General features: G+C 39.8%; 9 protein-coding genes. All 9 read right to left on the bottom strand.

What is annotated here, in order from left to right; all coding sequences use genetic code 11:
* Positions 1 to 159: 159 nt before the first annotated feature.
* The 9 genes from Q4591_RS17790 to Q4591_RS17750 all read right to left on the bottom strand — a co-directional run bounded on the left by Q4591_RS17790 (position 160) and on the right by Q4591_RS17750 (position 11,505).
* Positions 160 to 603, bottom strand: coding sequence for a hypothetical protein (locus tag Q4591_RS17790; protein ID WP_303462209.1), 444 nt, complete (start codon positions 601 to 603; stop codon positions 160 to 162).
* The gene (locus Q4591_RS17785; protein ID WP_303462207.1) at positions 603 to 1,421 is read right to left on the bottom strand and encodes a TIGR02594 family protein; all 819 of its coding nucleotides are present in this window, start codon (positions 1,419 to 1,421) and stop codon (positions 603 to 605) included. The genes Q4591_RS17790 and Q4591_RS17785 overlap by 1 nt, the downstream gene beginning before the upstream one ends.
* A gap of 85 nt (positions 1,422 to 1,506) precedes the next feature.
* Entirely contained in the window at positions 1,507 to 2,088 is a 582-nt protein-coding gene (locus tag Q4591_RS17780) for a hypothetical protein (RefSeq protein WP_303462205.1), read from the bottom strand.
* A 3-nt stretch (positions 2,089 to 2,091) separates the two neighbouring features.
* Positions 2,092 to 6,765, bottom strand: coding sequence for an RHS repeat-associated core domain-containing protein (locus tag Q4591_RS17775; RefSeq protein WP_303462203.1), 4,674 nt, complete (start codon positions 6,763 to 6,765; stop codon positions 2,092 to 2,094).
* A 12-nt stretch (positions 6,766 to 6,777) separates the two neighbouring features.
* Positions 6,778 to 7,716, bottom strand: a complete 939-nt coding sequence (locus Q4591_RS17770; protein ID WP_303462201.1) for a hypothetical protein — start codon at positions 7,714 to 7,716, stop codon at positions 6,778 to 6,780.
* Positions 7,713 to 8,882 (bottom strand): hypothetical protein, encoded by a 1,170-nt coding sequence (locus Q4591_RS17765; protein WP_303462198.1) that lies wholly within the window; start codon positions 8,880 to 8,882, stop codon positions 7,713 to 7,715. The genes Q4591_RS17770 and Q4591_RS17765 overlap by 4 nt, the downstream gene beginning before the upstream one ends.
* An 18-nt stretch (positions 8,883 to 8,900) precedes the next feature.
* Positions 8,901 to 9,191, bottom strand: coding sequence for a PAAR domain-containing protein (locus Q4591_RS17760; RefSeq protein ID WP_102527847.1), 291 nt, complete (start codon positions 9,189 to 9,191; stop codon positions 8,901 to 8,903).
* Between the two features lie 77 nt (positions 9,192 to 9,268).
* Positions 9,269 to 9,622 carry a hypothetical protein gene (locus tag Q4591_RS17755; protein WP_303462194.1) on the bottom strand — a complete coding sequence of 118 codons (354 nt, stop codon included), beginning with the start codon at positions 9,620 to 9,622 and terminating at the stop codon, positions 9,269 to 9,271.
* Positions 9,623 to 9,624: 2 nt separating this feature from the next.
* The gene (locus tag Q4591_RS17750) at positions 9,625 to 11,505 is read right to left on the bottom strand and encodes a type VI secretion system Vgr family protein (RefSeq protein WP_303462192.1); all 1,881 of its coding nucleotides are present in this window, start codon (positions 11,503 to 11,505) and stop codon (positions 9,625 to 9,627) included.
* Between the last annotated feature and the right edge of the window lie 13 nt (positions 11,506 to 11,518).

Genomic DNA, 11,518 nt, shown 5'->3' with positions numbered 1-11,518 from the left:
TTTATTATTGAGTTCGAAGACAGAATTGTGAAGCATATTAACTAAATTGCAGTTACACAGAATCTGTTACACCCTCTGATAACAACTGCCGCTTTATATATTTATGACTTAAAAATTTTTCACAACGCCCAAATATTCACATTCTTGTGAGTTAATAAATTATTTACACCAATCTGCAGCAGAGTCGCTCTGGCTTATGGTTTTACTATTATCGGCTAACCATGAATCAATTTCTTTTGATAACCTAAACTCAGAGCCCGTGCCAGGCCAATAGTATGCCCCATGACTATTTTTACACAATGCGATATAAACCGGCGTAGAATTGAATATGACATCTTCACCTGGTTCTACATGCATCTCGTAGCTTATGTTTTGTTTAAGCTCCCCTTTGTATGTAGCAAGAACTTCAGCAAAGTAAACTTGTTTTTCTAAATCATCATCTTGGCTGATGACTTTTACTTTAATCACTTTTACTTTAGCAAGGTAATCAACGCTGTTTGTCGCTTGTATAAAGCCTGTTAATTCTGACGAAGAAATATTATCAGCGTTGGCCGAGTCGACTACGAAAATTAAGCTTAATAATATAAAATTTAATTTTTTCATTATGCTTCACTTCCCGCTATCGATGCTTTCTGAGTATAAATGGGTAAATGAGTTGATGACGCATCAAAATTGGAAGGTACAACAAAGTCATCCCAGACTTCTTTTTTATATTTAGAAACTTTAACACTGTTACTTTGATTTCCTCCAAGCATAAACAAATAATTACCATCAGCACTTTGTCCTACTACAAAAGCAACATGCCCACCGCCTTGCCTAGATTTGATCCCTATAGCGCCGTAAACAGGTTTATATATTGGTTTACCAAAATTAGTCCATTCTTTCGCTCTAAAAGCATTTTTCACCGGTTCAAAGTTATTTTGCTTCATAACCCAAGCAACGAAGGAGCCACACCAAGCATTTTGACCACCACTATCGTCACTTCCCCAAAACTTGGATGCTTTAAAATATTCTAATATTTGAGGATTTGCTTTAGCTCCTGCAACCTCTGATTCCCCCACTTCGTTAACGGCAGTTTTCATCCAAAAAGCTTTCGTTACTGGCATTTCTAATGAAGTATTTACATTAGCCATCGCCTCTATGCTCAATAGTTTCTCATTCATCTTCCGATGAGTACGGCCATTTGCGTCAATTCTTCCGTCAGGACGTAGCATATTGAGTACCTTGCTTTGAAATAACTTTATCGCTGCAACGGTTTTAGAGATGTCTGGCCTAGAGCCTAAACGACCATCTATTTTTAACGATTGTGTAGGAGGAATAAGTTTAAGTAATTTATTTAACGCCGTTTGTACTGCTTTTACATCGTTTAAGTTATTAGCGCCACCCAGCCCGACAGCTTGAGTTAATTTTATTGATGACATCGTATTATCCTTGTCAATGTTGAATTTATATACTTTCTGTTGGTTCTTATCACTGCTTGATTTGTGATATGGATATTAACTCAGATCACAATACTCTAGCCTCTAGATTGTCAAAAAAGCCATCAGGGGCATCATCTAGCTTTACCACAGGCATAGAAGATGAATATTTGAAGGCTGCTGAAGCATCTGAAATCAGCATATTACCTTTAGCTGTTTCCAATAAAATTGCAGCCTCAAAACTATCAACAAACTTTTTATCTTCAACGGGGTTTTTAACAGAAAATACGGTTATCGATATGACTTTTTCATTAATTATCCCGCTCCAATTATCTTTTACTGAAAGAGCTGGATCGTCATATGAAAACTCATCCCCCCGCCGGCACAAGTAAAAATGTTCTTTCACACCGTCTTTTTCATCAAACCAAGTAACAACGGACCTTTTTACATCATTTGATGCAAAACCTATCACATCCCCGTTGTCTAAATGAACAAAGACCTTTTTACCGGAATATGAAAACATGTCTTCATCTTTCACGTTACGTCTTTTTTTGTAACGACTCATACCAAATTCACTTAAAGGTTTAGTCATATTAATGATACGATGGCTTTTTAGCGCATTGACAATCCGGTTATCAATCGATATCCCTTTGAGCACACTATCTACCATTAACTACTCCTTACTTAATATTATGCTAGAAATCATTTCATATTCTTCCGTAATAATATCCAAACAATCATCCACATCTGTTTGGCTAGTATTTTCAACGACATTTTGTGGATCGGCAACCCTGGGTAATCCGTCAGCCCCATACATAAATTGTAAATCTTTAATATAAATATTTTTACTTTCAACCAGATCAAAAATATTCTCTAATTCATCCAAAGTATCTTGAGATAAAATAGCTTTTAAATTATCGACAGTAATCCCCTGTGAATTAGTACCCGGAATAATATTCTTTTCTATATCCCGTCCATTAAACAGCATTCTATCTTGGACTCCACCCTGTATGACTTCGCCATCAGAATTAATAGTTTCAGCAAACTCAGGGATTGTTAAAACAGGTAAACCCAGTTTCTTAATTTTATCTAAGTCCTTAGCCTCTTGTTTGATATCTTCAATGGTAGCGGGATTCATATTATTAGAGTCACGTTTAGGTATTAAGAATACTTGTTCATCATCTATAAAAACGGCTTCTTTATAGCCACCCGAGCCTAATTTATTGTTCAATACACTTGCTGGTAGTTGCCTAAATTGTTCAGGGTTAACTAACGTACTGGCAGTTAACAGTTTATCAGCTAACTCTGTACTGATTAATTCTAGATTTTCATCTACATTCTTTTTTAGGTTATCTTCCTTGCACAACCCAAACGGATCCACCCAGTTCACATGATTAGGCGCATATTGGTAATGGTTGATACCGCCCACTAAACCAATAGGGTCTTGATGAATAAACCGTGCTTGCTCAGGACTGTAGTATCTAAAGCGGTTGTAATGTAGGCCTGACTCTTCATCAAAGTACTGGCCTTGAAAGCGCAGTGGGTTATCAATGTGATTAGCCACCTCAGCACTATTTTCAATAGCTGTTGAGTCAGCATGACCAAATACATCGAGCTGATTGCGCCATACGGTTTGCGCATTAACATCGGTTAAGCAAATCGGTGTACCTAGTTGGTCTAAATGGTAGTGATAAATTTGACCATGTTTGACTAACGCTACCGGTAAAAAAGTCTCTGGCTGATAGATGTACCAGGTGTATTCACCTAGGCTGCATTCACCGATGAGTTGGTTATTATCCCAAATAAAATCTGTGCGGCCTTGTTCGGTGATTTTGGCGCTGCGTCGACCTAAAGCATCATATTCATATTGGGCCAACTGACCATTAACATTAATATGCGCTAATTGGTTTAAGCCATTAAAGCTGCGCTGCTGTTTATCACCTTTAGCCAATTGGTTAATTTGATTGCCGCTAGCATCGTAACGGTAATCTATACCCGCCATGCTTAACAGACGGTCATTTTTAACAATAACCTCATCAAATGGTGTATTTACAGTTAGCTCTGCAGGGCTATTTTCAGTCGATTTTTTATCGGTATCATTATAGACAACATTGTTATCAGCATGAGTGCTGATAGCCGTTTGCGGATTACCGAAAGCATCCCACTGATATTGGTGAATGCCAGAATCTGACGGATTCCCATCACGCTGCCTGGCGATTTGTTCTTTGTTATCAAAGGCGCTGTTATCAGCGGCGCTAATGTCATGTTCAGCACTTTCATGCACGGCAGTGAATGATTCTCCCATACAAGCCGTGACATCTTTAACCAGCTGGCTGATACGGTTATAGGTAAATTGCTTAACCTTTGGCTGCTGGGCTGCTAACTCAGTTGATAATTGATTTAGCTGGTCTTGTTTATCGTATTGGTATTGACGATATTCAAACGTGGTGGCGTCACATTGGTTGGACCATGTTTGCGCGCTTAATCGTGAGAATGCATCAAACTCTTGGACTAACTCGAGCTGATTTGATTGTTGGCTTTTATGTAAAAGCCCCGAGGGTAGATATTGATAACTAACAAGTGTGTTTAATGTTTGTTTATCAAGCCCTGCTACTGCTGCATCTACAGCCGTTTGTGTTCCATCTACAGCGGTTTGTAAACTAATATCTGTTAGTTGGCCATTGGTATTGTATTGATAGCCAATATTACTGCCATCGGGCAACACAAGATGCGTGCGCTGACCTTTATCATTATATTGATACTCAAGCTGCCAGCTGCCCTGAGTTGATGTTGCTAAACGGCCTTGAACATCATATTTCTGCTCAACTGTACGATGCTGATTATGAGCACGGGTGATTTGGCCTAACTTGTCATATTGATAAAAGTTTTGGGTATTTAATAGTGGTGATAGTGCATTCGCTTCTATTTTGACATGACTACTTTGCTTAACAATGCGCCCCATGGCATCACGGCTTAGCTCAATAAAGCGAGTATCACTGTCATTCACGGCAATCAGCTTATCATTAGCATCGTATTGATATTGCTGCTCGCGCCCATCAAAACCGACTAACTTTTTAGGTTGCTCAGTTGGCGTATAATCAATGGCGTATTCAGCACCATCACTGCGGGCGATGCGTTTAAGGTTACGCTCTTTGTCATAATGAAACTTAAGCCAGCTGCCATCAGCAAAGGTTTGTTCGCTAGGCTGTGATAACCCCTGATAGCTGAGCATGGTGTGATTTAACGATGATTCATCTGATTTATTATCTAGCACATCTGTATTGGTGCTCGTAATCTCATCTGAGTTTGTATCAAGTTGACTGACATCTTGTGAGTGACAAGTCAGCCTCCCCGCATCATCAAACTGAAAGTATTTATTAACCGACTCTTCAGGCGCTGATTGAGGATAAGATTTTTGCTGAACAACTTGGCCTTTGTCATCTCGAATAAATTCGGTGACTAGCCCTTGTGGATCGATAACCGCATTGACTCGACCCAAACGGTCGTGGCTATATCGAGTGAGTGACTCCCCTACTTGCGTTGCGAGTAATTCGCCATCACGATCCCATAAATATTTATGCGTCACACCATCAAACTCAATTTTTTGCGTGACTTGACCAAAATCATTGTATTGATACTGGCGCTGACGACCATCAAAATTAATTTCAGACAAAATCCGACCTGTTGCATCGAATTGCTTTGATAACTTTCGACCCATAGGATCTTGAGTGAGAATACGTTGCCCAAAACGGTTGTATTCAAAACTTGTGACGCCCCCATCAGGTTGAACTATCGAGTCAATTTGACCTAAAGAGTTATACAGGTATTGGGTTTGATTATGATTAGCATCAATCGTGGCAACTTTACGACCTGCTGTATCATATTGATGTCGAGTAATATGCCCATTGGCATTATGATACTCAGTTAATAAACCTTGAGCATTATGAACAAACTCTTCTTTGTTTCCCAAAGAATCAACACAGCTGCTGCGCATTCCGCTTGATTGTTGCTCATAGGCAAAGTGGTAATGATAGGTGTCATTGTCACCCCATTGCTCGATACATTTAGCACTGGCATTATGGCTATCCCATGCAAAGTGATGACTATAACCCGATGCCCGAGTTCTGCGTTTTAGCAGATAAGTCGATGATTTGGGCCCTAGGGGATGTTTGTGTGGCTCAGCTTGTGTTTTAGGTTTAGCTGCGTCGACATAACTGTACCTTTCTACAAGGCCATTGATATCTGTTGCCGCTATTAACGCTTCAGCATCATCATATTGATAACTGGCTAATAATGATGGATGAACTTCTCGATTACCTTTGTCATTCAGCACATATGATGACACCCGTAACAAATTATTTTGGGCGTTGTAATGTAATAACACCCCACGTTTAGGCCCTGTAGTAATCTGAGCTAAGCGGCCTTTTTTGTCATAGTACAGTTCAAAATATTGACCTTGATGGTTACTGATGGTTTCAAGTAACCATACCGTTTTGCCTTCGATTTCATAAAGCTTGAACGCCCAATGGCTCTCGTCAGGTTTAATCAGTACCTGTCGACCATCCGCTTGATGGACTAACGACCAACCTGTCGAAGTTTGAATGCTTGTTTGACCACGTTTAACGCAGTCAAACACATGTACCCGCCCTTCTTCATCTGTTAATTCATACCATTGCTTTGCTGGTTTTTTAGGGCCAATTTTAGGCGCTTCTTTATATTGATGAGTTAATTGGACACTGAAATTATGTCGCCAACCGAAGCCTAGTCCGATATTGGAATCGATTTTACTAGAGCGATATAAACGTCGCCACGTTAGGGGTAATAGGCCACTGATTTCGAAATCAACCAGCGGTAATATCTCTTCGCCACTTAACATGGAAACAGGATCGCTACGGCACTCTTGCTTATCAATAGCCACTTCTGTTGAGGTATTATTGGTTACAGATCCGGCTGACGCTGCTGAGCTAGCTTTCTTGCCGTTATTCGATTTTGGCGTTTTTTTAGCACTTGAACTTACGCCTGGCGTGGCTGTTTCTGTCGAGTATTGAATTTGCGGTTTAGGCACCTCAACATACACTCTGAGCAATGAACGCTCGATTGCTTCTGTCAGGTTTTTTACAATATTACGTGGCTGTAGCGTGGCAGATAATCCTGCTTGTAAAACTAAATCACGACCATAAATCAACGCGTTACGATCTCGAACTAAATGAGGTGATATCTCATTGATAACGTCTGTTAACTGATTTGCTTTATCAAAGGTTAATAGTTGGAAACCCGCTGGTGTAGACGCGCTTGTTAGCGCTACTACAATATGCCGATTTTGGCCATTAAAGCGAAAGTTACTCATTGTCATGCTTGTTTATGCCTCTATCCATGAGTATGTTGCTAATCCTAAATGCAGCGTTTGAGACACTTCAAGCTGTAAACTTTTCCCTGTTACAGTCTGTTGTTCATAACGGTTAAAAAGATGCACAAAATTATATAAACCAGAGACACAACCAATGTCTCCTGTGAAATTTGTTGTCTGTGAAATGTCACTATCTGAATCAATTCTGCCAGCAAGCTGTTCATATGCATTTAGCCAATTATCGGTCACAGTTTGATTAGCACCGGGTAAATACAATTGATTAAAAAGCTCAGGCTCGCACGCTTTATTTGCCTGCTGAAAAAGGCTTTGAATAGTTTGAGTTTGCTGCACTAAACTGCAGTTATTTTGACTTAATAGGTCAATGCTTAAACCAGTGGTATTAACCCTTAAGTTTGTCACCATTGCGGCTTCTGCTGGACGACTGCCAGCTCCTTGTTCTTCGGTAATCAGATTGTCTGTCGCTGACAACTCTGCTAAGTCAAAAAATAAGCTATCAACAGAAATTAACACCACACTTTGTGAATCAAATGACATCGCTTCTAATGTCTTAAAGGCAAACATTAACGAAGCGCTTCCATTAGGAAAAATCCGAGTGAGTGGATGTTCAAAACAATGTGGTAAATGTTGGTGAAGCACACTCACCCAGTGTTGTAATTCATTGGCAGAAAGGTTTGGCAGCAACCAAAAAACAGGCTTACCCTGGTATGTTTTCCATACAGTGTCATCTTGTAATTTTAATTTAAATAGCAAGTCTACTAAGCGATCAACTTTGCGTTCAGTAGATAAATTTGCCGCCATGACTGCGACAACATTTTGTGAGTTCTGCTGATATGAGAATTCTAACGGCTCACTAAAAGGTAAGTTAATCAATCGTTCAGTGTCGGTATTATCACCAATACTAAGACGTGTATGTTGGACATCTATAATCATGATGCCAACTTGCTATCTGCTGTGCTGGCGATTGCTTTTGAAATAGTGCCGTGCAAGCGATACTGGTGAAGTTGCGCTATTTTTTGATGAACCGGACTTGTTTGTGTCAGCAAGAATTCGATAGAACTCTCATTCACTTCAACACCATTTAGCATTCGGTTGATAGTGTTATTTTGATTATAGTTAAGTGCGATAGCTGGCCAACGGTCAAGCAACTTCGCACTGTAAAACTGTAAATATTCACAACGTTTATCCAAATCGCTTTCAGATTGCCACTGAAGAGAAATTGCTTGTTCAAGCAAGGGACCTAAAATGATTTTGAGTGCATTAAACGCTGCCATTGTTTGCGAGGGTTGTTGCATCGCTTTCGCTAGAAAAGGCACAAACTTAATAAAACCAGAATACCCCATAACCTCAATCACTTTAGCCCTTAATGTATCGTCTTGGCTCATAACATTGAGTATCAAAGTGAGTTGTTCTTCATCTAAGGAGGCGATGTAAAAATCAAATAAAATACTATCTACCATTTCTAATTCAATAACATTTTCGTAGATCTTTAATGGCGCTTTTTTAACTTCCATCAGCAACTCAACATACAGTGTTGTCACTGGCGTTACTGGTGTCATTGACGTAGTTAGTCGTTCACTTGCTTGTTTGCGGTTAAGTCTTTGCCCTTGAAAAATACAAAGCAATAAGTATTGATGAATTTGTGCGGCTGTTTTCCCATCGCTACTCAATACCAATGGATGAATTAAATACTGGCTAGCAAGAAGTGCAAGATTAGGAAAGCTCTGTGCAGAATTGATTACGCTGCTATCAAATAGTCGTTGAAATAATAAACATTGCTGCTGTGAATTTTGCTGACAATGTAATTTCAAAAATAACTGAATGATGACCAACTGGTTTTGAACGTCATAATCCACTTCAGATTCAAGTGCGCTTACGAGTTCAGTGGCATTTTTAGCTTTAAGTAACTGGCTTTGGCTATCACTCTGACAAGCATTCTGGCTATCACTTTGGCTAAGAGCAGCACCTTCATTTAACGCTTTATAACTGATAAATAATGCTTGAGTATTATCTATAAGATTTTTAGGCGCACACTCAAAAGACGACATTATCACTTGTCGCTGCGCTAATAAAAAATCAAATCGCTCATGCAAACTCATCAATACAATCCTTGTCGTTTAACCAATCAGCACGGTAGGGTTACCTACAATGATCTTCCCACCATGCGCAGTGCCATCGCCTAAGCGAGCCGCTGGTTTTCCATTGATGAGTACTGAACTTGAGCCGGCATTGATAGTGTCAGGTGGCCCAACACAAATAAGCTTGTCACCTTTGCGCGCTGCAGGCATAGAACCTATTAACACATTGCCTGAACCCATGATAATTGGCCCGCCAACATGTGGTACTGGGCCTGGATTGGTCTTCGGGCAAACATGCATACAAGATAACGTCGCAGCTGGCATTCCCATCAAATATTCCTTTATTTGTTAGCGCAAATAGCATTGGGTATATAAACATTTAAAACTGGCAGTTCAGATATCCAGGGTTAATCTGAATCGATTAGAATTACCAATAATTGCTTTCTTTCGATTGCATTGGCTATTGCCGTAATCATCTCTGCTTCTGTTATCTGACTACTGCTAAATTCCTCAGCGTTTAAGTATTGATAAATACGCTGCAGAATATCAGTTTGATTATTCCAAGTATGACGACTTATCAAGAATTGCTCACCAAAAAGGCTGGATGCTGACAATGCTATTTCTGGCTGATTTAGCAGCGGGTCCATTGGCTTATCAATAGGTTTACAAATCAAATAACGATAGCCAAATCGACAAACAATTTCGTGCCCTCGGCAAAATGCGCCTAATTGACCTACGCCAGAATATGATGTCGAGGTCATAACTAATTTAGCTTAATTTGAGCGGCTTTGAGGGCAATACTCGCCCCATTAACTTTAACGTCTGTGCCTTTGATTTTAATATTGGTGCCTTCTATTGAAATCGAACCGTCACTGCTCATTTTGATACTGGCGCCACCCGTTTTAATCACAATTTCATTACCCGCTTCAATATTAAGCACTTTGCCAACTTTAACGGTCTCGTTATTGCCAATATCCTGCTTTCTATCATTGCCAATTTCTAGCTTGCTATCGTTGCCTACTTTTTCATTATCGTTATTGACGACTTCGGTAAACCTGTCATTGCCAACTTTATCTTTTTGGTCATTTTTAACATTTAAATGATGATCTTTTTCGGCCTGAAAAAATAGCAACTCCTTGCCTTTTTCATCATCAAAACGCAACTCATTGAAGTTGTCAGCGCCGCCTTCTTTTGTGCTATGTGACTTAATTCCCGATTGCGTTTTTTTAGCAGGTAAAGCATATGGAGGCATCAAATCAGCATTGTAGACAGCACCACTGATAATAGGCTGGTCTGGGTCGCCATTAATGAATTCAACCAACACTTCTTGGCCAACTCGTGGAAAGAAAAAGGCTCCCCACTTATTGCCAGCCCAGCTTTGTGCGACACGGATCCAACATGAACTTTTTGAATTGAACTCGCCTTCTCTATCCCAATGAAATTGCACCTTAACTCGGCCAAACTTATCAATATGCTGTTCATCACCAGGTTCGCCGGTCACAACAGCGGTTTGAACGCCGTTGATTAACGGCTTTTGCATCAATAGAGAACTACGGTAAGGTGTTGAATTGGGAACACATTCAAAATCATTGTGATAGACAGCATGACTACCTGATTGACTCGCACCCGATTGATTAGGCTGTGTCGCTGATGTTCTTAAAGCACTCACAAGAAAAGTCTTACCTTTAAAACTGCTATTCTCATGATCTTTAAAGGTAAAAAACTTACCCACTGTAAAGCTGCGGCAATCGCTTTGACCACTGCATTTATTCATATCTTTTTGAAAAGCTTCTAAATGATTATCTGCTAATGGTTGGGAGCGACTATTTAGCTCAGACTCGCCAAGATAATCAAATACTTCTAGATTTTTTTGCTCCGGCAAATCGTTTTTAGCATTGCTGCCAGATGGGAATTTTTTAGGTTGAGTATAATCATATCCCTTTTGAGCAAATCCGCCGCTTACCATGCTCATACCACCTTGCCAGTGAGAAACATGTGACTCGGCTAGATGGCCTGAAAAACAACGAACCTGTGCTTCATCGCAGGCGTTATAAGCAGTGATGTCATCAGCAAGGACTAACTTATGATCGCCTATACTGTGGTCGAAAAAGTAAAAAATACCCTCTTGCTGTAATAAACGTGTCACAAAATCAAGATCTGACTCAAGGTATTGAACACAATATTCGTAATTGGGATAAGTACGGGTTGTCTTATTTTGAAAACTGACGGCATGTTGACCAAATATGTCAGTAAGAATATCGATAACAGACTGATTTTGAAAAATTCGGCAGTTAGTTCGTTGCTTCATTAACGCAGCTCGAGGAACGATAACCGCTTGATAATCAATATAGTCTTGTGCCACATCTGCAGCAGCGGTTCGCATTCCAGCAGATTCAATATGGCTTATTACGCCATGGAAATATCTAGCTGCACCATCGCTTTCGGCATTTCTCAATGAGATACAAACATTTTTGCCGACTAAGCTCTCAAGCTTGATTTGAGTACCAATAGTAAACATTGAAACACTAATTGAGAACAGCTGGGAAATCGCTTCAGAGGCAGTAAAATGTGTTAGGTAGAGCGTATCTTTACCTAAAGGAGTCGTAATACTAATGATATTGTTTTTTTGCGTAGCCTTTAGCATTCCTTGCCTCAGT

This window comes from Shewanella sp. 3_MG-2023 (genome assembly GCF_030548765.1).
Lineage (GTDB): Bacteria > Pseudomonadota > Gammaproteobacteria > Enterobacterales > Shewanellaceae > Shewanella.
Note: the sequence above shows the minus strand (reverse complement) of the source record. Positions and strands in the feature narration are given on the sequence as shown.